The sequence below is a fragment of the Enterococcus quebecensis genome (assembly GCF_001730365.1).
Classification (GTDB): Bacteria; Bacillota; Bacilli; order Lactobacillales; family Enterococcaceae; genus Enterococcus_L; species Enterococcus_L quebecensis.
On record NZ_MIKB01000016.1, the window covers coordinates 194,990 to 220,036 of the forward strand.

The following is a 25,047-nucleotide window of genomic DNA, read 5'->3' on the forward strand; positions in this document are numbered from 1 at the left end:
CTTTTATCATCGTTTTTCAGTTGATCTTTTGTAAATGAAAATAGACAGAAATTTAAGCAAGTCTAAATAAAATTGATTACATCAAAAACAAGGTGGATTATCGCTATCAAGAATAGTGATGCTCCACCTTGTTTTTGATAGTGGACTTACTTATCTTGGGGGAATGAGCAGAAGGCTAGTAAAACTGTAATCACATCGAAACTACAGGGACAGTATATACTTATATGTCTTTTGATAGCGCTTACTTGTTGTTTTTTATGATGCTAAATCAAGGTATTATTAGTAAAGGTATCTTGATTAGGATACGTTGAAATGATTAAAATCAGAAACTTTTCTAATAAAAAAGTCGCATGAAAGAATATTGATTTCTTCTATCTCCCCACTAAATAGCTAAAAGAAAGAAGGATGTGTAAAGTTAATGAAAAAAAAATATCATATTTTAGGAGTCTTCCTTGTAGGAATAGCGATGATAGGTTATTTTCATTTGAATAATACAAGTATCAAAGCTGAGAATGAACCTGAGCAGCAGACACAAGTACATAGAAGCACAGGAACAAGTAGAGCAACATTTGAAGGTGAAACTAGGAAAGTTTCTACCGGAGAGGAAATGAGAGATGCTGTAAACAATGATAATGTATCACAAATAGAAATGCTAAATAATATAACCATGGGTTTCACTGTTAAACCTAAAGTCATAAGTAGAGATCTGGTCATTAGAGGGAATGGTTTTACTTTACAAATGACAGGCCACACTTGGGAGATAAGATATGGGAATCATACCTTTAGATTGGAGAATATGAAAGTAGGTTATAATCTTGACTCGGCAATGTTTGAGTATGCTGCTTATCCTTCTTCTCTTGCTAAAAGTTATATGGAAATGGAAAATGTAAGTGAGGCAGCAAGTAATAAGGGGGTCATCACGAATTTAGGTTCTTCACATGTTGTTTTTACCGGTGGAAAGAATGAATTTAAGTCTACCAGAGCTAAACCCTATTTATTTGCACAGACGAGTATGACACTTAAAGGTGGTGCGGAAGTTTATATAGAGCAGCCTGACATTACAATAATAAAAAAAGGTACAGGTACTTACGCAACGTCATACGATTTGAACATCACAGAAAATTCAAAGATGATTATCAATACAAAACAAAGTGCTACACCTAAATCACCTCTAACAGGGCTGAGATATATCAACGTAAAAACTAACTCTTCTTTAGAAGTCAATGCTTTAGCATCAGATACGTCAACTTCTGTGCCTGTTGTAGACTTTGATACCAATCCTATCGACTACAGTGGCTTATATGTGAGTGGAGACAGCGAAATATCTATTTCTGGAACAGGTAGTCGTATAGGGATCAATCTTCCAGGAGAAACATATGGTACAGCCGTTAGTGCTACGAATAAGTCAAAGCTGAATATGAAAACAAAACTGGGGTCTAATGTTGTTGTAGGAAACGGAAAGGATACAACAATTCAGGCGACTGGAGGAAGTCAAATAGAGTTTGAGGGGACAGGAGAAAAAGTAATAGATGTTACTGCAGTGTCACCTCAAATTAATGTTACACAGAATAGTAGAATCAATGTCCAACATAATACCAACACGGCAGGATCAAGTATCAACTTGTCTGGAAAGGGGACTTTATCTACACATAAAACAGCAATTAATGTAACCGATTCTAGTGAGTTGAATATGCAACGTAATGGAGGGGGCGCTGGATCAAATATTTATTTAGAAGGCACTCTTCCAACAATGAATGTCAAAACTGGGAGTAAGACTACTTTAAAAAATTCAGGTATAAGTTCTTTATGGATGAAAGGAAGTAATACTCAGTTTACTGTATCTGAAAGTGAATTTAATCAGGAAAGTACCTCACAAACTGGAGGGATGGCAGCTGGCGGAATTTACATGGTTGGAAATGCACCAAATATGATGGTAGAAAAGAATAGCTCTGTGAAGTTGAATGGATTAACTTCTCCAACCATTCAAATGGATGGAACTGGTGCTAAATTATCAGTCATTGGCGGGTCAAAAATGAGTAGTAAAGTTGGCGATACAGATAGTATACGCTTGCTTGGAAATCAGCCGCAGTTAACTGTTTCTGGGGTGGGAACATCGTTTGTGTCTGAAAGCAATCGTCAAAGATTCGTCGATGGAGCGGGTACGATTTATTTAGGAAATCCTGATGCTGAAAAACTGTCTACGGGTGCAGCTATTACGGTAGAGGATCAGGCGGAAGTAAACTTGATATCTAATTTATCAAGTGCAATGATCATGCAGTCAAGTTATGGCGTATTTAATCTATCCTCAGGTGCCAAGATAAACCTTATGTCTGGGCCTACGGATGGCTATGTTAACAATGCAAATGCAACCTTAAGATTTATGAGAAGTGGTTATGGAAGCAGTCAAAATGGTCATTATCTATTTAATATTGATAATGCAGAAATGAACATTGAAAAAAGTGGCGGAAGCGCTGCTGGTGTTAGATTGTTTGGTCATGGAAATCAAGTGAATGTAAAAAATAATGGGAAGTTCACGATAAATAATCCTGGAAAAGGCACTCCTAATGATGGTGGAACAGCGGAAGGAAATCAAGGGGTTCACTATACGAAAGCCACTGACGTATCTGGAGATAGAAATGAATTTAATGTAACTGGACAAGGTTCAGAAGTAAGGATTGCTGCTAATTCAGGTCCAGCAATTGATATGCATGATCAACCAGGTTTAATTACTGCTTCAGATGGAGGCTATTTTGAAGCTAGAGGGAAGACCGCTTCTACAAATACAGGGATTTTTAGAACATCAGATCGCTTAGAGGTTGTATTTGATAAACCATTATTCATGGACTTTACGAATACTCGAGGAAATGGTGGGAACATTTTCACGGTGAATAGTAGCTCAACATTAAAGGCTACTAAGAGTGACTTATCTTTATGGAAGAAAGGAACTGGCGTAGAGCAAGACCCGGACTTGAATTTTATTGATTTAAATTATGCATTCAAAGGCTCTAACTTTGATACGCTTGGTGCGACAAATAGACCAGGTGATTTCAATACCAATACAATTGGCACACAAGGATTAACGAATTATACTCGATTAAGTAGTAATAACGCTCGCTGGGCTGTGGCAGATGTCCTTAGGGTGCCGACGACTGCAGACAAAAAAATTCATGGTCGATTGAGTGTACCAGTAGGACTTAATCGGACAAGGCCAGCATGGGATAATGAAGTAGAGGCTACTGTAGAAGTACAGAGAGCAAATGGAGAAAAAGAAGTCTATGAAAAAGTGAAATCAGTAGGGGATAGCAAGGCGAAACCTGGTATTAGTATTTATGGAGAGAAGCCCCAAGGAGGACTTTTTGAAATTGATACAGGAAAATATTTTGAAGTTGGAGATAAAGTCACTATTACAAAAGTAAACTTAACAAGTGGAGAATTAACGCCAGGATTTGATAATCAAATTTTGACAAAGACAGTCGAACCATTCCAAATCATTCCACCAAAGCCTATCACAGTCGAGAGCAATGCGATTAACAATCAAGCAACAAGTATCAAAGGGCATGTGGAAGATCAAACGGTAGAAATTACAGCTACGTTAAACGGACAACCTCTGGATACATCTAATGTAGTTGTTGATGACATGGGGAACTTTGAGCTGTCTCTTGAAGCTATGACATTAAAAAAAGAAGATGAAATTCAACTCTTTGCAAGAGACCATGAAGGTTCAGCGTTAAAAGCAGGAGTAGTGAATCCGCCAACAACGAACAATGATACAGGGAATAGTAATCCTAGCAAAAAATTGAATTTTCATGATACATCATTTGAAGCGGCGCCCACAATTAATGTGAGTGAGCTTATGCCTTTAAGCATTCTATTCCAAGATGAAAATGGCCGGGCGATTCATAAGAGTTTGACAATGTTCAAAACACCAAATGAGTCTGTTGATTTAACGAAGGAAGAACAGATTACAAGCGCGATTCAGACATTAAAAAAACAAGAATACACTCTATTAAAAAAACCAAAACCAGAAGTAATCATAATGAACGAGGGAAAGACGGTCGTTTATCAATTTATGGGGCCAACAGAAGAACTAATTTCTGACAAAGAACCACAGACGGATGAATTTACGATTCGGGCCGTTTCCGACTTCAAATTTCCAAATGCGCCAATCGGGACAACGCGAGCAACCAAATTGGATAAAGTAACACCTGAACCATCAGAAGGTGCAAAAGGTTATAGTTCAGGAATTGAAGTGGTGGATATGTCAGGTGGAGGTAAAGGCTGGAGTGTGAGTGTAGCGATGACAACACCTCTGCAAACAACTGAAGGGAAAGAATTAAAAGGTTGGGAACTTTACATTCCTAGTGAGAAAGTGAAATCTGGTGGAGTAGAGACTCAGGAAGCAATTGGGCATGCGGTGACTGTGACTAAAGAAGGTGCAACCGGTTCGGTCTTTAGCGCAGCTGAAGGCAAAGGGAAAGGTCGATTTACAAACTTATTCGAATCCTATACAGAAGAAGCGACAACAGAAGAAGGACTTACTCGTAAAAAAGGTGTTCAGTTGACTATACCAAATGGTGCGTATAAAGGTGCATATCAAGGGAAGCTGACGTGGACGCTACAAAATGTGCCAAATTAAACAATTTGATGAAATATTTTTAAATCAACGATTAAAACCTGACAGACAGTTGTCAGGTTTTTTTCTGTACAATAGAAACAAGTCGTTAGAAACAAATAACATTTTCAAGTATACTTATAAACATACTTAAAAATAAGGAAGATTTTTCTAAAGCTAGATAGCAGAGCCATACAAGAAAAAAATGAGGTGAACAAATGATTAATTTTCAAAACGTATCCAAAAAATACAACGATCAATTCGTTTTAAATAATTTTGATGTCTCGATTGAAGACGGCGAATTTTTTGTATTAGTAGGTCCTAGCGGTAGTGGGAAAACGACCACCTTAAAAATGATCAATCGATTGATTGAACCAACCGATGGTGATATCTACTTTAACGACAAACGGCTGATCGATTACAATCTGAAAGAACTAAGGTTGACTATTGGCTATGTCCTGCAACAAATCGCACTTTTTCCAAATCTAACCGTTGCTGAAAACATCGAATTGATACCAGAGATGAGACACTGGAGCAAAGCGAAAAGACGGGAGAGAACGGAAGAATTACTGAGAAAAGTCAGCTTACCTCCAGAAGAATATCTACACCGAAAACCTGCTGAATTATCTGGTGGTGAACAGCAACGTATCGGCATTTTAAGGGCAATTGCAGCGAAACCAGATATTATTTTAATGGATGAACCTTTCAGCGCATTAGATCCGATTTCAAGAGGACAACTGCAATTATTGATCAAGGAGTTGCATAAAGAATTAGCAAGTACAGTTGTTTTTGTAACCCATGATATGAATGAAGCCTTACTTTTAGGGGATCGTATCTGCGTGATGAAGGATGGGAAAATCGTTCAAACAGATACTCCAGAAGCAATCAAAAGTCATCCTGCTAATAAATTTGTGGCGCAGTTCTTTCAACATGAACATGCCAATTTGGAAAATTACTGCGCAGAAGACGTATTAGAATCTGGGTTTATAGAAGATGGACAAGTGGATAGCGAAACAACAGTCAATTTAGACACAGATTTACCAACTGTGATTCGTTTACTTATAGAGGGGGAAACTGTTGTACTTATTGATGAGAAAGTACCTATCGGTGAAATCACAGATCGAACGATTTTACGCTTTTTAGAGACAAAGATAGAAAAAGGTGATCAATAATATGGGAAAACTAATAGAAACATTCGTTGCCCGAAAAGAAGATTTTATACAAGCTGTTGTTGAGCACATTCAACTATCTTTATTGTCATTACTGATTGCAATTCTTTTGGCAATTCCGCTTGCGATTTTACTGACGAATTATAAAAAAGCGGCTGAATTTGTCTTGCAAATCACAGGAGTTTTCCAAACGATCCCATCATTAGCATTACTCGGATTATTGATTCCAGTTATAGGCATAGGGAGTCCGCCAGCGATCGTTGCTTTAGTGATTTATGCTCTATTTCCGATCCTGCAAAATACCTATACAGGCTTGACTGAAATCGATCCGTCGTTAGAAGAAGCCGCAGAAGCATTTGGAATGAATAAAAAAGAAAAGCTAATTAAGTTTGAACTACAGTTAGCATTGCCGTACATCATTTCTGGGATTCGCACGGCGACAGTGATGATCATTGGTACAGCAACACTTGCGGCTTTGATCGGTGCAGGTGGGTTAGGTACATTTATTTTACTCGGGATCGACCGAAACAATGTGTATCTTATTTTGATTGGCGCCATCTCTTCGGCTGTATTGGCTGTCCTGTTTAACTTTGGAATTCACCTACTCGAGAAAGCCACAGTTAAACGGATCACAACGGCATTTATGGTTTTATTAGCGTTATTGGCGGGGTCATTTGTCTACACCCATCAAGAAGCAGAACAAAAACAAATCACAATTGCAGGGAAATTAGGGGCAGAACCAGATATCCTAATCAATATGTACAAAGAATTGATTGAAGCCAATAGTGACATCCATGTAAACTTAAAAACAAACTTTGGTAAAACGAGTTTCTTATTTAATGCATTAAAATCTGGAGAAATTGATGTATATCCTGAGTTTACGGGAACAGTTCTAGAAACATTTTTGAAGGATAACAAGAATACATCAAAAGATCCAAAAGCAGTGTATGAGTATGCACGTGACCAAATCAAAAAACAAGAAAATATGGATTATCTAGAACCTATGAGTTACCAAAACACGTATGCTGTAGCGGTTAAACGATCATTTGCGGAAGAGAATGGTTTGAACACGATCGAAGATTTGAAAAAAGTTGAAAATCAGTTAAAAGCTGGCTTTACTTTAGAGTTTATTGACCGTGATGATGGCTATAAAGGATTACAAAAATTGTATAACTTGAATTTAGATGTGAAATCAATGGAGCCATCCTTACGCTATCAAGCAATCAATAATGGGGATGTCAATGTGGTGGATGCATATTCAACAGATAGCGAATTGAAGCAATACGATTTGGTGATTTTAAAAGATAATAAACAACTATTTCCACCGTATCAAGGAGCACCGTTGTTGAAAGCTGAGACTCTTAAGAAATATCCGGAATTAAAGGAATTATTGCAGCCTTTAGTTGGTAAAATTACGGAAGAAGAGATGAGTGAGATGAACTACCAAGTCAATGTGGAGCAAAAAGATCCAGCGACTGTTGCACATGATTATTTGGTGAAACAAGAGCTGTTAGAGAAACATTAATATTTTCTTAAAAGATATAGAATCTTTTATTTTGATGTGGTACTTTTAATATTATTAGGTAAAAGGAGAGTCTAACTGAAAAAAGGAGGATGTTGGTATGTATGAAGAAAATATGGAGCAAAAGCTAAACTGTATTCAACAAAAATCATTTTGGGGATACTATAACATTTTGAATAGGAAATGGCGCACGATTTTGTTGCCAGTGCTGGTGATAGTATTGAACCTAATTATGACATTATTTGGTTCACCATTCCCGAAAAGTAGTTTTCTTCTAGTTCAGGTACTTGCGGTGATAGTAGCAGAAACCTTTGTCATTTACATGGAGTACCGTTTCTATAAAGATGTCTTTATTACAAAAGTGAAAAAATATAATGGAACATTATTTTTTATACTAGCTGTCGGATTAACGACTATGTTGTGGTTATCAATGATTGTTCCTGTTATTAGTAAAGGCGAGCTGCTTTCGTGGGCAATCGGCGGAGTGATTTTTAGTCTGATCATGGTAGGGATCGTGTTGCCAAGTATGAACGAATTTGCAAGGAAATATGCTGTTTGATTTTTTAGGCTTAGAGTAAAAATAAAACAAAGTACACAAGGTGAATGATCAACTTGTTGTACTTTGTTTTTTATTTATATTGGTAGGTTTGGAAAGGGTGATCCGTTTGATTTCTTGAGTGAAATCATGTTTTTTCCAAAAATCAATTCAAGGTTATCTAGTAGTTCATTTTCGCTAAGAGTCGAAGTCAGGGTACCTCTATTTTTCTTTCTTGTTCAGGTAGTTTTAGTCCCGTGGAAATCTCCTCCTCTAAATTATTCGTTTTATAGCCTTTTGAGAATGTGCGTTCAATTTTTGTGATTAAAATTTTTATTTGCAGCATCGAAATTGATTTGAAATCTTTTGTAGAATAACTAGGATAAGTTGTTTTTTGTATACTTTATAAGGTATAATAAACAAGAAGGTAATCGATAATCACTACGATTACAAAAAAAGCCAGTGCTGATAACACTGACTCTTTAGTTGAATATTGACTAAAGCTCGAAAGTGTACTACATTGCTACTATCTTACTTTAGCGGTTCAGATAGTGGTCTTTTTTTACTCAAAAATAGAAGTGACAAAGATTTTAATCACTTCGATAATATAGTAAGCTACAAGTGTGACTACTATCTTCGAAGCGATATCTTTTAGCAAATCTTTCAAGGATCGCTTTTCCTATGCAATAAAGCAGGACAAAAGCGATAATGGATCTAGGTCAATGTCTTGGGCCGTTTTTAGTAGAGACAATTAAGACAATTTAACTTTTTCCTGGTCTTCAAATTCCTGAGGAGTTAAATAATTGATAGAACTATGGATTCGGTTACGATTATAAAAACCTTCAATGTAACTAAATAATGCACGATTTGCCTTTTCAAAATCTGAGTACGTAGTCACATATACTTCTTCTTTTTTTATGAGGCGATAAATGATTCAATTGTAGCATTATTATAAGGGGTTCCTTTGCGACTGTAGGAATGCCTTATTTTAGCTTTAAGCCATTCCTCGACTTCTTTCTAAAGCTGTGTATTGGCTACCTAAATCGGTATGTAGAAGCATTCCTTCGCCAAACTTCGAACAGAACGTTCTGTTTCATTTAATTCAATGATCATTTCTTTAAAATCTTCTGTGTATCTGGTCATAGAAAATAATCCTCTCGTAGATAAGTTTAATATATTTCTGTCTCTACGAAAAGTTGTATAAGATTTGATATTAACACCAAAAGTAAAATAGCAAAAAAATACAACAAATTACACTATGAATTAAAGCTTCGAGCCTTCGGTCACAAGAGGGATCGAAGGCTTTTTTCATCATTTTATCCTTACTTTTCTCATAATAAAGTAATTTTTACCAAAAAGAAATGCAAATTTCCCAGACTTTCGCTATAATAAAGAAAACAACTAAAAACAGGAAGTGTTGACATGAAGAAAGCAGACCGACAGCTGTTGATTAAACAATTGATCACAGAAAATGAAATAGAAACCCAAGACGACTTGATTGCACTTCTTGAACAATCTGGGGTCAAAGCAACGCAAGCAACTGTCTCAAGAGACGTTCGTGAGATGAGCATTGTTAAAACCCACGGATCAGACGGTCGAGTGAAGTATGCCTTATTTTCTCAACAACAAGCGTCCAGTAGTGAGGAAAAACTAAAAGAATCCGTGAAAGATTCAGTGATTCGCATGGAACGTGTCCAATTTATGGTAATTGTCCATACTGATATGGGCGCAGCAGATGTTGTGACGAATTTTTTAGATGAAGTCAGTTATGAAGAAATTGCTGGAACCGTAGCAGGAGTAGATACGATTATTATCATTGCTCGTTCAGAAGATGACGCAATAGCCGTTGTTGAACGTTTTGAAGCGATGATGGATTAAGCCTAACCAATCAAAAAATGAAGGGAGATTTGGTTACATGGATTTGAAAGCGTTACAAAACGGGTCGGATATAAGAGGAATCGCAGTAGATCATGAAGAAAAAACAGCGAACTTAACACCAGCACAAGTCGGGAAAATTGCAGTAGGAATGGTTCATTGGCTTCGCGATGAAAAACATTTAGCAGAAAAACATCAATTAGGAAAATTAAAAATTGGTATCGGTCATGATAGCCGTATTTCAGCGGATCGTTTGAAACAAGCATTGATTGATAGCTTCGTTGAGCAAAACGTAGAAGTTTTGGATTTTGGTTTAGCCACAACGCCAGCAATGTTTATGGCCACCCAATTTTCTCACTATGATTGTGATGCAGCGATTATGATTACAGCCAGTCATCTACCTTATTATTTCAACGGATTAAAATTATTTACTAAATCTGGCGGAGCGGAAAAATCGGATATTGCCTATATCTTGACACATGCTGAACAACCTGCACTTCAAAGAAAAGGCTCAGTCAGGAAAACTACAATTTTAGATGACTATTCCGCTGATTTAACGGATAAAATTCGTAAAGGTATGAAAACAACAGAAGAAAAACCACTAGCAGGCTTTCATATTATAGTGGATGCAGGTAATGGAGCAGGTGGCTTCTTTGCTGAAAAAGTTTTAGCGACACTTGGCGCAGATATCACAGGTTCTCAGTTTTTAGAACCAGATGGAATGTTTCCAAATCATATTCCCAATCCAGATAATAAAGAAGCAATGGCAAGTATTCAGCAGGCAGTATTAAAAAATAAAGCGGATTTAGGTGTGATTTTTGATACTGATGTGGATCGATCAGCAATAGTAGATGCGTCTGGTGAAGTGATCAATCGAAACAATTTAATTGCCGTCTTAGCAACAATCGTTTTGGAAGAGTTTCCAGGCAGCAGTATTGTGACAAACTCACCAACGTCAAGTCATTTGAAAGATTTTATTGAATCCATTGGTGGTAAACAAGTCCGCTATATTTCCGGCTACCGTAATGTAATCAATAAAATGATTGAATTAAATGAAGAAGGAATAGATACGCAATTAGCGATCGAAACAAGTGGTCACGCAGCTTTCAAAGAAAACTACTTTTTAGATGATGGTGCCTATGTTATTGCTAAAATCTTGATGCTACTGCCACGCTTAAAGAATGAAGGGACAACAATTGGTGAGCTGATTAGTTCATTAAAACAACCCACTGAAACCCAAGAACTACGTTTTGAAATTTTGGCAAGTAATGTTCGTGAGTATGGTGAACAAGTCGTTCGAGATTTAAGTGGTTTTGTGAACAGTCAAAGAGGGATGAACATCGATCCTGAAAATCATGAAGGCATTCGAGTGAATGTTTATGATGATTATGGAAGTGGTTGGTTTTTACTACGGATGAGTTTACATGAACCATTATTAGTTTTACAAGTTGAAAACGATCAAGCTGGAATGAATCAAAACGTTTTAGAAGAACTAGCTAGTTTCTTTGAAGGGTATAAACAGTTGGATTTAGCTAGATTACATGAAGCACTGAGTAAATAATAAAAGCTAGGAAAGAACAAAAAGTTCTCTCCTAGCTTTTTTGCTTACCATAAACTAGGTTCAGCAATTGCTGTGATTATTTCTCCAGTAAATGGATGGGTTAGGTGCAGTTCATAAGCATGAAGCATCAAACGTCCAATAGAATTAGGATGATACAATGGATCACCAAAAATTGGATGCCCAATACTTGCTAAATGCACTCGAATTTGATGGGTTCTCCCAGTTTCCAAAACGCAATAAACAGTGGTCTGATTGGTCTTTTTTAAATATGATTCAACTTCAATATGAGTAACAGCTACATCACCACGGCGCTCATCAATCACTCGTTTCCGACGATCATGTCGGTCGCGACCGATTTTTTTGCGAATGGTCAAAGATTCTACTAAGTTCCCTGAAACTACAGCTTGATATCGTCGATAGATTTTTTTACTTTCCAATAAACGACCTAAAATTGGTAAGACAAAAGGATTCTTGGCGAATAAAATTGCCCCGCTCGTTTCTTTATCTAAACGATGAACTACATAAGGTACTTGATTTTTAGGTGCTAAATAAGCGGCCAAATGGTTAAGTAGCGTATCCTTTTCATCTGGTTGGTTGGGATGGGTTTTCATTCCAATCGGTTTATTCAAAATAATCAAGTGTTCATCTTCAAATAGTACATCAATTATGGATTTATTTCCTAAAAGGATTGCAGGAGTTGGATAATCTTCTGGCTCAAAAAGCAAAGTAATAACATCACCACTTTTTACAGGGAAATGGAATAAAGCAGGTTCTCCGTTGATTGCCACATTTTTCCGAGTTCGTAAAAAGTGCCGTACTTTACGTGGAACTAACCATTCTTGTTCCAACAGTTCTCGAACTGTCTGTTCCTTAAAATTCTTGGGTAACTGGATGGATAATTCCATTCTTTTTCCGCCTTTTCAATAGAGTTCTATCTTTAGTTTAACAAATTGGGAGAGAGAATTGAAGGGAGAGTTATTTGCTTTTTGAGAAGATGGTTCTAGATAACTGCGCTCACTTCTACTCTGACGAAGCCGATCGCAGTGAGTCGCAAAAAGAACCCGTCCTTTGGGGAAGGACGGGAAAGGAGTTAAAAATGAAAAAGTGTTTTGTTAGGGTTGTTTGTTGGTATGTTTATATAATACAAAGTAAATATGAATTTTTTGTGTATTAATTTATTCAAAACTGTAAATTTTTTCTAAAGTAGTGCTTAAATTTCGCACAATCATTCTAGCGGTTAGTTATTTTTCAGAGTATTGATTAAGCGTTTTGTCCAGTTGAAATCTGTTTTTGTGATAGTATCATCGCCGAATTGTTTGCCATCTCGATCAATTGCGTAAGCAAACATTCCACCTTTTGGTCCATCTTTTGGATTCCATTTAGCGTATGCATAGGCGCGACTGGTTTCATAAGGTCCTACAGTATCGTTCCAGCGATTATGGTCTTGTTCTTCTGGGAAAGAGATACCAGGAAGAAATTGTTGGGGCGTGATCGAATTTTTATATGTGTTCCATGTGTTGTCTAAAGAAGTAGCTGAACGTCCGTAAGCTTGGATAAATAGATAGTCAAAGTAGGGAGCAACTTTTTTAAATAAAGAATGATTATCTTTATTTGTATCATAAATCAATAGCTTTCCGGTATTGGAATTGGGGCCTAATTTTTTAGACAAAGCTTTAAAGGTGCCCGCAGCCATTTCTTCTTGTTTAGCAGTTAAACTAGATTCCATATCAACATCCAGTCCATCTAAATTCCATGGTGTAAGATAGGTATCAATTAGTTTTTGTGCATATTGCTCATACTCAGCTGTTGTTGGAGTAGTCCCTACATGTGGAACATTCCAAATTTCTCGGATATCAATTGTTCGTATAACACGGGTTCCTCTGGCGTGTAAAGTAGGAACGTAGCTATCTTTCAATGTATCCCAGAATTTCTGTTGATTTGTTCCAGGATTTACATAATGAAAGACAGAGACGATATCTACACCTTCTGGAATATCTGTCATAGCAGTGACGTTTTGATCAGGTAATGTGGAATTTGCATCATGAGGCATAGTAACATCACGCCATGTACGATAATAAGCCATCATGATAGGCTCTTTTTGATTTGTTTGTGTCGCATGGGATTGATTAGGTAGTAAGGCAATACTCAGTAAAAAGAAAATCGGAATAAGTAAAAATGGTAACTTTTTAGACATAAAAACACTCCTCTGTTGTTTTTTTGTTAAGCGTTTACAATTCGAGTTAAGTGTAGCATAAAATTGTTTGTATTGACAATTAGAGAGGGGCTAGTCAACGTTAATAGGTAGAAATTTTCCGAGAACAAAAAAAGTCCCACTCTTTGGGGAGAGTGGGGAAAGGAGTTAAAAAATGAAAAAGTGTTTTGTTAGGGTTGTTTGTTGGTATACTTATATAATAAAGGGAAGATATGAATTTTTTATGATCAAAGTTATGTGAAATCAGCACTTTTTTTTAACGGAAATAAGAATGGACGCTCTATACTACTAATGTAATGAACAAAATCATTGATTTCTTGATGCTTTCTTAAGTTTTTCTATATAAAAATAAAAGAAAAGCATGGTAAAATAGGCAAAATAAGAAGTATAGGAATTTTTCATGCTAAAGCCGTATGAATAGAGACGATAATCTATGTTAAAATGGCTTAGAAACTTTTACATAAGAGGGAGTACTATGGACACTAAAACAATTATAGAAAAAATCAAAGCTGGATTTAAAAGCTTTTGGACTTGGGTTAAACCATACTTGATTCGTTTTCATCATTGGAGAAAGCGAATTTGGAAGAAATATCAAATCAATAAAATTGTTTTACTTTTGAGCTTAGTTGTCGTTTTGGTGACTAGTATCTATTTATTTACATTAGCTAAATCGGCGAATGTGGGGGCTCTAAAAAAAGGGCTAGAGGAATCTACTGTAATCTATGACAAAGATGGACAAGAAGCAGGGAAACTGTTTGGACAAAAAGGAACAGTGGTCACCATCGATCAAATTTCTCCATATGTCAAAGAAGCCTTGATCTCAACAGAAGATCGAAACTTTGAAACCCATCATGGTTACGATATCAAAGGTCTTTTTCGTGCGGTTGTCGGGAAATTAAGCTTTGGAAAAATTGGTGGCGGAGGTGGAGGTAGCACGATTACGCAGCAGCTAGCCAAAAATGCTTATTTAACGCAAGAGCAAACGATGACTCGTAAAGCAAGAGAGTTATTCTTAGCGATCGAAATCGAGAAAAAATACGATAAACAACAAATTTTAGAAATGTATCTTAACAATTCTTACTTTGGTAACGGAGTTTGGGGGATTGAAGATGCATCTCATAAATATTTTGGTGTTAGTGCCAGTGAATTATCAGTGGGTCAAGCCGCCACTTTGGTGGGGATGCTGAAAGGTCCAGGTATTTATAATCCGATTGACTATGTTGAGAATGCGGTTAATCGTCGTAATACAGTGTTACAGTTAATGGTAAATAATGGAAAATTATCTCAAGGTGAAGCAGATGCCCAAGCTGGTGTTGATATGGGTAGCATGTTAGTTGACAATTACTCAGATAAAAATTCAGATTATAGATACCCGTATTATTTTGATGCGGTCATTGACGAAGCGGTTAATAAATATGGCTTAAAAGAAGAAGATCTATTGAATAAAGGGTACAAAATTTATACAGCATTAGATCAAACCTATCAAGAATCTATGCAGCAAACTTATGCAAATGATGCATTATTTCCGCCAAATGCAGAAGATGGGGCGATGGTTCAAAGTGGTTCAGTTGCACTTGATCCAAAAACTGGCGGTGTGCAAGGTGTTGTAGGAGGACGAGGGGAACATGTTTATAGAGGATTTAACTTTGCCACACAAACAAAACGTTCACCAGGATCGTCTTTAAAACCGATCTCAGTTTATACACCAGCTTTGGAATCGGGTATGAAACCAAACAGTATTTTAGAAGATAAACCACAAAGTTATTATCCAGCAGAAAACTATAGCCGAACGAGTGCTGGTGAAGTCCCAATGTATCAAGCGCTAGGAGAAAGTTTAAACTTACCAGCGGTTTGGACCTTGCATAAAATTGGTTTGGATAAAGGCTTTGAAAAAACACAGAAATTCGGTATTCCTTTAGCTAGTGAAGATAAATATTATGGTTTGGCTTTAGGTGGATTGAAAACAGGTGTTTCACCATTGACTATGGCTAATGCGTATAGCCCGTTTGCAACAGGTGGATCTCAGTCAGAAGCACATTTAATTACAAAAATTGTTGATTCAACTGGGGCTGTGATTGAAGATAATACCAACGCTAAAAAGAAACAGATTATTACTAAAGATGTAGCAGATCAAATGACTAGCATGCTTTTAGGTGTATTTAGTTCTGGAACAGGAGTCAACGCCGATCCAGCTGGTTATGTGATGGCAGGAAAAACAGGAACAACTGAAACCAATTTTGATACAGATAAAACCAACGATCAATGGGTGGTAGGTTATACACCAGATGTAGTTATTGCGACATGGTTAGGTTTTGAGCAAACAAGTGAGAGCCATTATCTACAAGGAAGTAGTGCTACTCACGCTTCGACAGTTTTTAGTAGTCAAGCGCAAGGGATTATGGCTAATACTCCACGAACACCATTTACTGTAGCTGATGCTTACGCTACAGGAGGCGAAATGCAGGCAGCTAGTGAAGTGTCGTCTGGAAACAATGATGAATGGAAAGACAGTATGAAAGATATCGGCGGTCAAGTCAAAGACGGTGCTAAAGATATTGGTGGGAAGATCAAAGAGGGTGCTGCAGATATTGGCGGCAAAATCAAAGAAGGTTGGAACAATACCAAAAATGGACTAAAAGACATTTTTGGCGGTTTAACTGGAGAATAATCGGTTTGAAAACGAATCAAAGAATGGTACAATCAAAGAGAAGAATTTGTAGAAATGAGGGAGATTGAATGAGCAATATTTATGATACAGCCAATCAAGTAGAACGTGAAATCCGTGAGTTAGCAGAATTTAAAGCCTTGGAACAAGCCTATGATGAAGTGAAGGCAGATGAAGAAGCCTACAAATTATTTAAAGAATTCCAAGCCTTCCAACAAGGATTACAAGAAAAACAAATGCGTGGAGAAGAATTTTCAGATGAAGATGCTGAAAAAGCACAAACATTAGCAACTGAAGTTCAAAAAGCAGAAGTAATCAATCAGCTAATGCAAAAAGAGCAAGCATTTAGTTTAATTGTGAATGATTTGAATCGCATTATCATGACACCGATTCGTGATTTATACAACGACTAGAAAATAAATTACAATATATCTTAAGAATAGGACAAAAACAGAAACTTCAAAAGAAGAGCTGTTTTTGTCCTGTTTTTGTATACTTATAGTGGGAAAGTAGTTGTCTTACGTAACATTGAATAAAACACCAGATTTTTTCTATTCATCTTTAAAAATCAGTTATTGATGCAATAAAGGTGTTCTTTTTTCTATCAAATTTTCATAAAAAGTCGCAGATTCTTTCAAAAAACCTCCCAAATTCCCCTATTTTAATGATATAGTAATAGTAAAGAAAAAATGAATGGGGAACAAAAAGCATGATTGGTATTTATGATTACACCGTGATACTGACCTATGGAAATGCAATTTTTTCCGTAGTTGGTATGTATTTAGCACTTACTCAACACCTTGTCGAAGCTATCTTTTGTTTGGTTCTTTCTGGTATTTGTGATATGTTTGATGGCTTTGTTGCAAATCTTAAAGAGCGTACAAAAAGTGAAATGAACTACGGCATTCAGATTGATTCGTTGGCTGATTTGATCAGTTTTGGCGTGTTTCCAACAGTTTTAGGCTATGCATCTGGATTGACACAAGGAATTTATTTGCCATTATTTGTATTTTATATTTTAGCAGCCTTGATTCGGTTGGCTCACTATAATGTGACTGAGATGGAACGGAAAGAACAGTCTAGCAGCTGTCGTGAATATTATGAGGGGCTGCCAGTAACTAGCAGCGCAGCATTGATACCATTGCTATTCTTTATTGCAGGACGCTTACATATTGAGATTTCTTTGATCTATCCAGCAGCGTTATTGATTATTGGTTTTTTGTTTATTTCAAAAGTAAAAATCAAAAAAGTCGATCCTCGAAAGTTGATTTTTGGAGCATTTCTGGGAGCTGTTTTGGCTTTTATTATTCGTTAGATTCTTTAAAGGAGTAAGTACATGGAGAAACGTTTCAAAACGAAAGCGATCACTGAAAATGATAGTTGGTCATTACATTTTCTATACAAAAATCCTATTGGGCGTCTTTTTTTAAAAGGCATGATTCAGCCACCAGTTACAAAAATTGTTGGGGCTTATTTAAATAGCTCATTTTCAAAAGGAATGATTAATAATTTTATTAAAAAGAATGATCTGCAGATGGAAGAATATGAATCCACAATCTACAAATCATTCAATCATTTTTTTATGCGAGAGATAAAAAAGGACGTACGCCCATTGCCGCAAGATGAAACATCTTTAGCAGCACCTTGCGATGGGAAAGTTACGGTATATCCGATAAATGAACAGAGCTGTTTTAAAGTCAAACGTTCAGAATATGATCTTTCAGAGTTACTTGATAGCACAGAACTTGCTGAACAGTGGCAAGGTGGCTGTGCTGTCATTTTTCGTTTAACACCAGATGATTATCACCATTATTATTTTATTGATGAAGGAACCATTCTTGAGCATCAAAAAATATCGGGTATTTTTCATACGGTTCAACCAATAGCCATTCACAATGAACCAGTATTTTCCAGAAATGCACGAGAAGTGACGGTCATTGAAACAAAGAATTTCGGGAAAATTGCTCAAATTGAAGTCGGTGCTTTAATGGTTGGCAAAATTAAGAATTTGAAAGATTCAGGGGACTGCAAACGTTTTGAGAAAAAAGGCTGGTTTGAATTTGGTGGGTCAACAGTGATTGTATTATTTCAAAAAAATCAAGTGACAATCGATCCTGAAATTTGGAAGAACACAGCGAATAACCAAGAAACAATTGTGAAATTTGGACAAGTTGTCGGCGAAGTGCTGGGGGAAAAGCATGAATAAACTAGCATTTTTGATTATTATGGTTTTGTTTCTTTTAGGGAATTTTTATATCGGTAGAAAATTTCTCTTTATTCTAGGGCGGATTTCAGCTTTTAACTACTCATTTATACTATGGGGTATTATCAGTTTGTTTGCTATCGCATCAATTCTGACGTTGTTATTATTCGATGTAAATGTAAGTGGTCTTGTGGGTAAAATCGGTACTTATTGGTTATCTTTTTGGTTTGTCTCTTTGGTTATTTTTGGATTAACGGACATAATACTCAAGGTTACAAAGAAAATTATGATCCTTCAAACAAAGACAGAACTGGTTATTTGGCTAGGTTCAACTGCGTTGATTATTATTTTATTTTGCTATGGCTCGTGGCAGGCACAGCAAATCAAAACGATGAATTATCAAGTAACACTGAATAAAGCTGGCAATAGCGGACAGAAAAAAATAAAGGCTGTATTGATTAGTGATGTGCATCTGGGCTATGTGAACAATCTAAAGAAACTGAAAAAAATAGTGACGCAAATCAATCAAATGAATCCTGATATTGTTTTTATTTCTGGTGACTTATTTGATGGCAATTTTAATGCATTGCAGGATCCTGAGGGGATAAAACAACAATTCAGACGACTTTCTTCTACGTATGGAACATATATGTGCTGGGGGAATCATGATGCGGGTGAGACCTTTGATCAGATGAAAGAATTGGTTGAATCAGGGAATATCACATTATTGGAAGATGAAATGACGGTTGTTGCTGATGAGATTTTAGTTGTCGGAAGAAAAGATAGCCGACCGATTGGTTCTCAAGAAGGTAACAGAAAAAGCATTCAGGAGCAGTTCACGAAAGTGGGGAATCAACTTCCTAAAATCATTTTAGATCATCAACCATCAAATATAGATGAATATGAGTATGCAAATGAGCTGATTCTTTCTGGACATACACATAAAGGCCAGATTTTTCCCTTTAATTTAGTAACAAAGGCGTATTTTACAGTGGATTATGGTTATTATCGTAAAGATAAAAATAGTCCGCAAGTTATTGTCTCTTCGGGTGTTTGTACGTGGGGACCACCGATGCGTCTGGGAACGCAGAGTGAAATCGTTCAAATAGATATGACAATAGAATAAATGTGCTAAGAGAGGCTAGAATGAGATGTTTAACATTGAATTTCTGCCTCTTTATTTTTATATTCTCAAAAAAAATGAAAAACGAACAAATTTTCGTATATTATTACTGACCAAATCTTCATAAAATGATATGATTAAGTAAGAGAATTAGGACAAAAGAGGAGGATCTAATGAAAGTATTGCATACGGCAGATTTACATCTGGATCGGTCTTTTGAAGGCCTAAAAAACATTCCCAAACAAATCGCTGAAAAACTACAGCTAGCTAATCAGAAAGTAGTCACAGCGATTGTTGACATAGCGATAAAAAATCAGGTGGATGTTGTAATTTTTGCAGGAGATACCTTTCACCAAAGTCGGACATCAATCCGGACGCAAGCCTATTTTATTGAAGAAATGAAACGCTTGGAACAAGCCAAGATTCCTGTAGTCATGACATTTGGTAATCATGATTATTATGTAGCAGAGCGGTACTGGTTTGATTTTCCAAAGAATCTATTTCTTTTTCGCAGTGAACAAGTTGAGACACATTATTTTATGACGAAGAATCAAGAAAAGGTAGCAGTCTCAGGGTTCAGCTATGAGCATCCATGGATGAATGAGGATAAATTGTCTGATTTTCCTCTGAAAGATCCTACAGCAGATCTTCATATCGGTATTTATCATGGGGATACGTCCAACAATGGGACACAAAATTATGCACCGTTTTCATTTAGTGAAATGAAGAGAAAAGGCTATGATTATTGGGCTTTAGGACATATCCATCAGCCGCAGATAGTGAGTGCGGACCCATTGATTGTATACCCTGGAACTCCGCAAGGACATACAAAAAAAGAGCGTACTGTTCAAGGTGTAGCCATGGTTTCAGTAGAAGCAGGGCATGCGACAGTCCATTTTGAACCTGTAGCGCAAATTACTTGGCAGGTGGAAAAGTACTCATTGAGCGAGGCTAAAAGTTTACAGGAAGCGCTCATCATTCTTACAGATTTTCTTTTAAATGATATGAAAGCCCCACAACAAGTTCTTTTAAAAGAAATCAAATTGATTGATACGGAGCAACTTGGTGAAGAGTTTCAGACCGCTTACGAAAATGGAGAATTACTTCAATACCTTCAAACAACGTTACTACAGCAAACCAATCATCTGCTATTTTTATTTCAAGTGGAAGTATTAAATAAAGATATCGATAAAAAAGTAATGATTGCAGCAACACCAGAGTTGTTAATACAATTAGAAAAAAACTACTTACAGCAAGATATCTTCTCAAACACGTTACAAGAACTGGTACAGAATCCGTTATTTTCTTCTGTTGTAAAAGTGAATGAAGAATGGCGTGAACGTAGTATTGAGCAAGCTGATCAAAAGATCAAGGAAGATTTTGTTATTCAGGAGGGTCAGCCATGAAACTCATTGCGATAGAACTTGTTGGATTTGGCAAATGGCAACAGCATAAAATTGAGTTTCTACCCAAGAATCAATTATTGTTTGGGACAAACGAAGCAGGCAAATCAACGATTTATCAATTCATTCAAGCAATGCTTTTTGGGTTTCCAGCAAAAGGCAAACGAAAAAAAGACTATCAACCCAAAAATGGTGCAGCGTATGGCGGACGTTTATGGTTTGATCATCCGATTTATGGAGAAGTTCAAGTAGAACGTTTCAAAGGACAAAACAAAGGGCAAGCCAAAGTCTATTTTAATGAGCAGATAGGTGATGAAACAACACTTGAAAAGATGATTTATCCACTGACTAAAGAGTTGTTTCAATCAGTGTTTACCTTTCAACAAGAACAACTGAGCCAACTAGAAAAATTAAGCGAAGAAGAACTGCAAACGTCTCTACTTTCGTTAGGTTTGTCAGGAAGTCAACAATTATTACTTAGTAGAGAAGACTATTTTAAGACTGCTCAGACGATTTACAAAGGCAAAGGAAGCCAACCACCCTTAAATCAGAAACTGAATGCTTATCAAAGCTTACAACAACGTATCAATGAAAAAGAACAACAAGAACGTCCGTTCCAACAATTACTTGCTGATTTATCTGATACTGAGAGACAAATTACAGAAAAACAGCAAACAATTCAAGAAACAAAGCAACATCTAGCTTTGGTGGAAAAACAAGTAATGAATTTACCACTGTATGAAGAGTTACAGACAATCAATCAGTCAAAAGAAAAACCTGTGTTGGGACGAGAAGATCAAGAATCATTGCTTTCGATTTATCAGCAACACCGTTTTTTGAATGAAGAATTAACACGCTTAAACCAAAGTATCGCAACACAAAGTGAGACAGAGGATCAAAGTGAGGACTACCAATTTTATTTAGAAGAAGAGGAACACATTCAGCAATTACTTAATCAGCGATATGATATCGATAAATTACTTTCTGAAGTTGACTGGATGACACAATCTTTACAACAGAATCAACAAGAGATGCTGCCTTTAGAAAAACAATGGGGATGGAACTCAGTACATCCGCCTCAATTATCTTTTGAAGAACATACTGTTAATGAGATGAGAGAAGAGATGGTTGGACGGGCAGTAAAATTACAAAATGCTAAAACAGACTTGCACTTGCTAGAAGAAGAGATTGCCACTCGTGAAGAAAATTTGAGTACCTTTGAAACGATGAATAAAGAGATGTTTCAAAAAAAACATCAACAAAAAAACAAGTCAATCAATCTACTGTTTTGTGGAATTGCAGGACTCTTTTTACTACTTAGTTTCTTTTTGCCAGTACCGATTCGATATGTGACATTCGTTCTTAGTGCAGGAAGTCTTGTTGTTGGATTATTGCCTCTTTTCTATCAACCAAAAGATACCTATAAAAATGAAAAAAGGCAATGGCAGGAAAAGTTGTCTCAGTTAGATTATTTAAATGATCAGTTACTAAAGATAAACACTGAAATACAGAAGTTAAAAGAAGAAGAACAGGAAATGTCTCGCTTTATTTCTCAAAAAGTTAAAGAGAACCATTTAGGTCGGATGGATCAAGTTGAATTTTGGTTGACTCATCGTACAGATATTACTCGTTATTTGATTTTAATTAATACAAACCAAGAGCTTGAACATCAATTACGGGAAGATCAAAAGCGTGCAGCAGAATTGGCTGAACAAACAGAGCGTTATACGGCAAGATTACCAATTGCTGGAACCTCCTTAGGAGAACGAATTCGTGTAATTGGCCGTTTTGCTGATAAGATGGAGAAAGTTCGTTTTGCTCAAGAATATCAAGCGGATGCATACACACGTCAGACGATTCGAGAAGTTAAAGAAAAGCAGCAACAAGTACTAGATCAAGCACGTCCATTGCTGTATCGTTTTCAAATAGCTTCTATAAATGAGATTCCAAGTAAACTTCAAGGCTATCAAGAAGCGAATGCAAATCATAAACGAAAACAAGAATTGCAAGGGATGTTGGCAGGATTGTATACAGAGTTTAGCGATCCAAAACAGCTGCAAGCAAAACAGTTTGAGTTATCACAAGCAATCAAAGAAATAGAATCCAGTATTCAAGAATTGCAGAAAAAAGAGCAGAAATTACTGTATCAACGTCAACAGATGTTGGCTGATGGGACACTAGATGAACTTTATCAAGAACAGGCTGTATTGAAAACTGAAATTGAAGAACTTGCTTTAGAGTGGTCAAGTCATCAATTAGCTGGACAGCTATTGATGGATCTGTTAACAGAACTGTCAGAACAACAATTGCCTAACTTATTAAACAAAGCGACAGACTATTTCCAACTCTTAACACAAAAAGCCTATCGATCTATTCAATTGCATGAAGAACAATTAATGATCATTCGTGAAGATCAGCAACGATTTATGCTTCATGAACTATCCACAGGAACAAGAGATCAAGTAATTATGGCTGTTCGCTTTGCTTTTCTTTATCTACAAGAACAGCGTAGTTTGTGTCCAATTATTATTGATGATGGCTGGTTGCATTATGACAGTAAAAGAAAAGAACAATTGGCGCAGTTATTTGCCGTTTTTTCTCAACAACAGCAAGTCATTTGTTTTTCTTCTGACAATGAAATGGTAAGCTATTATAGAAAGCTAAATCAACCGATTATAGAACTAGAGGGAGCGTAAGTATGAAAAAAATCCGTGAGTTAACTGTAGATGAAACGTTTGAATTATACCTTTTGATTAAAAATGCTGATGTACGTATAGCAAAAAACGGCAAAAAATTTATTGCGTTTACTTTCCAAGATACATCAGGCACAATTGATGGGAAATACTGGGATGCTTCAGAGGAAGAAATTAGTCGCTTTACAGCAGGCAGCGTAATCCTTTTAAACGGGAAAAGAGAAGTGTATCAAGGGAATCCTCAAGTTAAGATTATCCATATGCGTGTTGCACGTTCAGACGAGCCAAGTGAACCTTCTCTCTATATGGAGCGAGCACCATTAAAACGGGAAGATATGGTTGAAGAGATCAATCAAACGGTTTTTGAAATAACAAATGCCCATTGGCAACGAATCGTTCGTTATTTATTAACACAATACCAGAAAGAATTCTTCGATTTTCCAGCAGCGAAACGAAACCATCATGCATTTGCCAATGGTTTGGCGTATCATACAGTTTCTATGCTTCGTTTAGGAAAAGCAATCTGCAAAGAGTACAATGAATTGAATGCAGCGCTATTATATTCCGGAATTATCTTACACGATTTAGGGAAGGTAAAAGAACTTTCTGGGGCAATGGCTACTGAATATACCTTAGCAGGGAATTTGATTGGTCATCTGGTGTTGATAGATGAAGAAATCACAAAAGCTTGTATTGCATTGAAGATCGATGAAAATGATGAAGATGTCGTTGTTTTACGTCATATGGTTTTAGCTCATCATGGCTTATTAGAATATGGTTCACCTGTTCGACCACGCATCATGGAGGCTGAGGTTTTGCATCAAATTGATAATATTGACGCCTCAATACAAATGATGTTAAGCTCAGTTCGCCAAACAGAACCAGGAGAATATACGGATCGAATCTTTGGATTAGATAATCGTAGTTTCTACGTACCAAAAGATATTTAAATGAGCTAGGGGTAAAAAAATGAATCAGTCGGTGAAAGATTTATGGGGACAGTTCAAAAAAGAATGTTTGATTCCACATGATAATTATGAAGCATGGTCTTTTGGGAATTCACCAGAAATGGCAGATGAGCTGCTCATGCATGTGCTTAAAGGGGAGAAGACGGGAACGTCTTCTCTTCATATCCTATATGAATTAAGCTCTGAAGAAGAAAAACTGCCTGAAGTAGGAAGTTATAGTGTACTTCTAGACGGAAAAGCTCAAGCTCAGGCCATCATTTGTACAAAAGTAGTAGACATACTATCTTATTCTCAAATATCGGAAGTACATGGTTATCTTGAAGGAGAAGGGGATCGTACACTAGCGTATTGGCGAAGTGTACACCGTCCTTTTTTTGAGCAAGAATTGAAGGAATATCAATTAACTTTTACAGAAGATCTGTTGGTTGTGTATGAACTATTTGAACTTGTTTTCCAAAAATAAGGCAAACAAAAAAAGAGATGACAGCATCTCTTTTTTTGTTTAC

General features: G+C 36.5%; 17 protein-coding genes and 1 pseudogene. 15 read left to right on the forward strand and 3 right to left on the reverse strand.

The window, feature by feature from the left end; all coding sequences use genetic code 11:
• Positions 1 to 418: 418 nt before the first annotated feature.
• The 4 genes from BCR23_RS12095 to BCR23_RS12110 all read left to right on the forward strand — a co-directional run bounded on the left by BCR23_RS12095 (position 419) and on the right by BCR23_RS12110 (position 7,862).
• Complete coding sequence (locus BCR23_RS12095; RefSeq protein WP_069635741.1) at positions 419 to 4,636, forward strand: WxL domain-containing protein; 4,218 nt, start codon at positions 419 to 421, stop codon at positions 4,634 to 4,636.
• A gap of 194 nt (positions 4,637 to 4,830) precedes the next feature.
• On the forward strand, positions 4,831 to 5,784 hold the full coding sequence (locus tag BCR23_RS12100) for an ABC transporter ATP-binding protein (protein WP_069635742.1): 954 nt from the start codon (positions 4,831 to 4,833) through the stop codon (positions 5,782 to 5,784).
• 1 nt (position 5,785) lies between these two features.
• Positions 5,786 to 7,306, forward strand: a complete 1,521-nt coding sequence (locus BCR23_RS12105; protein ID WP_069635743.1) for an ABC transporter permease/substrate-binding protein — start codon at positions 5,786 to 5,788, stop codon at positions 7,304 to 7,306.
• A 97-nt stretch (positions 7,307 to 7,403) separates the two neighbouring features.
• A complete protein-coding gene (locus BCR23_RS12110; protein WP_069635744.1) occupies positions 7,404 to 7,862 on the forward strand; it encodes a hypothetical protein in 459 nt (152 codons plus the stop codon).
• A 727-nt stretch (positions 7,863 to 8,589) separates the two neighbouring features.
• Here the strand turns inward: BCR23_RS12110 and BCR23_RS15030 are convergent.
• Positions 8,590 to 8,904: pseudogene (locus BCR23_RS15030) on the reverse strand (transposase); the annotation flags it as partial.
• A gap of 356 nt (positions 8,905 to 9,260) precedes the next feature.
• Here BCR23_RS15030 and argR point away from each other — a divergent pair.
• Positions 9,261 to 9,716, forward strand: coding sequence for an arginine repressor (gene argR / locus BCR23_RS12120; RefSeq protein WP_069635745.1), 456 nt, complete (start codon positions 9,261 to 9,263; stop codon positions 9,714 to 9,716).
• Positions 9,717 to 9,753: 37 nt separating this feature from the next.
• Complete coding sequence (locus tag BCR23_RS12125; RefSeq protein ID WP_069635746.1) at positions 9,754 to 11,274, forward strand: phosphohexomutase domain-containing protein; 1,521 nt, start codon at positions 9,754 to 9,756, stop codon at positions 11,272 to 11,274.
• A gap of 44 nt (positions 11,275 to 11,318) precedes the next feature.
• Here BCR23_RS12125 and BCR23_RS12130 read toward each other — a convergent pair whose 3' ends face one another.
• Together BCR23_RS12130 and BCR23_RS12140 are read right to left on the reverse strand one after the other, a co-directional pair.
• Positions 11,319 to 12,179, reverse strand: coding sequence for an RluA family pseudouridine synthase (locus BCR23_RS12130; protein WP_069635747.1), 861 nt, complete (start codon positions 12,177 to 12,179; stop codon positions 11,319 to 11,321).
• Positions 12,180 to 12,511: 332 nt separating this feature from the next.
• Entirely contained in the window at positions 12,512 to 13,468 is a 957-nt protein-coding gene (locus BCR23_RS12140) for an endo-beta-N-acetylglucosaminidase family protein (protein ID WP_069635749.1), read from the reverse strand.
• A gap of 493 nt (positions 13,469 to 13,961) precedes the next feature.
• On the opposite strand from BCR23_RS12140, the gene BCR23_RS12145 reads away from it, so the two are divergent.
• The 9 genes from BCR23_RS12145 to BCR23_RS12185 all read left to right on the forward strand — a co-directional run bounded on the left by BCR23_RS12145 (position 13,962) and on the right by BCR23_RS12185 (position 25,004).
• Positions 13,962 to 16,154 (forward strand): PBP1A family penicillin-binding protein, encoded by a 2,193-nt coding sequence (locus tag BCR23_RS12145; protein WP_069635750.1) that lies wholly within the window; start codon positions 13,962 to 13,964, stop codon positions 16,152 to 16,154.
• A gap of 68 nt (positions 16,155 to 16,222) precedes the next feature.
• The gene (locus BCR23_RS12150; RefSeq protein ID WP_069635751.1) at positions 16,223 to 16,564 is read left to right on the forward strand and encodes a YlbF/YmcA family competence regulator; all 342 of its coding nucleotides are present in this window, start codon (positions 16,223 to 16,225) and stop codon (positions 16,562 to 16,564) included.
• A gap of 296 nt (positions 16,565 to 16,860) precedes the next feature.
• Positions 16,861 to 17,466: a CDP-alcohol phosphatidyltransferase family protein gene (locus BCR23_RS12155; protein WP_069635752.1), complete on the forward strand. Its 606-nt coding sequence runs from the start codon at positions 16,861 to 16,863 to the stop codon at positions 17,464 to 17,466.
• Positions 17,467 to 17,487: 21 nt separating this feature from the next.
• Complete coding sequence (locus BCR23_RS12160; protein WP_069635753.1) at positions 17,488 to 18,357, forward strand: phosphatidylserine decarboxylase; 870 nt, start codon at positions 17,488 to 17,490, stop codon at positions 18,355 to 18,357.
• A complete protein-coding gene (locus tag BCR23_RS12165) occupies positions 18,350 to 19,480 on the forward strand; it encodes a metallophosphoesterase (RefSeq protein ID WP_069635754.1) in 1,131 nt (376 codons plus the stop codon). The genes BCR23_RS12160 and BCR23_RS12165 overlap by 8 nt, the downstream gene beginning before the upstream one ends.
• Before the next feature lie 170 nt (positions 19,481 to 19,650).
• Entirely contained in the window at positions 19,651 to 20,883 is a 1,233-nt protein-coding gene (locus BCR23_RS12170; RefSeq protein ID WP_069635755.1) for a metallophosphoesterase family protein, read from the forward strand.
• Positions 20,880 to 23,576, forward strand: a complete 2,697-nt coding sequence (locus BCR23_RS12175) for an ATP-binding protein (protein WP_069635756.1) — start codon at positions 20,880 to 20,882, stop codon at positions 23,574 to 23,576. Before BCR23_RS12170 ends, BCR23_RS12175 begins: the two co-directional genes overlap by 4 nt.
• Before the next feature lie 2 nt (positions 23,577 to 23,578).
• On the forward strand, positions 23,579 to 24,523 hold the full coding sequence (locus BCR23_RS12180) for a 3'-5' exoribonuclease YhaM family protein (protein ID WP_069635757.1): 945 nt from the start codon (positions 23,579 to 23,581) through the stop codon (positions 24,521 to 24,523).
• A gap of 19 nt (positions 24,524 to 24,542) precedes the next feature.
• The gene (locus tag BCR23_RS12185; RefSeq protein WP_069635758.1) at positions 24,543 to 25,004 is read left to right on the forward strand and encodes an ASCH domain-containing protein; all 462 of its coding nucleotides are present in this window, start codon (positions 24,543 to 24,545) and stop codon (positions 25,002 to 25,004) included.
• Positions 25,005 to 25,047: the final 43 nt, after the last annotated feature.